Genomic DNA, 416 nt, shown 5'->3' with positions numbered 1-416 from the left:
ACAACTCTGCCGGCGCCGCGCCTCGCCATGGAACGCTTCACGCTTTGGGGTGAGGCGATCGGAGCGCAGGGACGCACGGACGGGGACCGCAACGCGGCTTCGCTCGACCGGCGCGGCGGTGGCATGCTGTTCGGCGCCGAGCTCAACTCGACCTGGAGCGATGCCGGGCAATGGCGCTTCGGCATCGCCGGCGGCTATACGCGCACCGATTTCGATGTCGATGGGCGCCGCTCCAGCGGAGAGCTGGGCAGCGCCCATGGCGCGCTTTATGGCGGCATGCGTTTCGGGGCGGTCTCGCTGCGGGCCGGCGCGGCCTATGCGTGGAGTGATCTCGACGTGACCCGCCGGGTGACACTGCCCGGGATCTCCGATGTGCTGCGCTTCGATGGCCGCAGCGCGACCGCCCAGGCCTTCGC

The 416-nt window shown here is 70.7% G+C and carries 1 protein-coding gene; it reads left to right on the top strand.

Annotated features, from left to right (window positions below):
- Nucleotides 1-416: autotransporter outer membrane beta-barrel domain-containing protein (locus AC1DIO_RS35545; protein WP_441509265.1), on the top strand; the 416-nt coding region annotated here is incomplete at both ends.

The organism is Allobosea sp. 05T439, assembly GCF_056396005.1.
The sequence above is the reverse complement of the archived record's forward strand: the minus strand, read 5'-3'. Positions and strand labels throughout refer to the sequence as shown.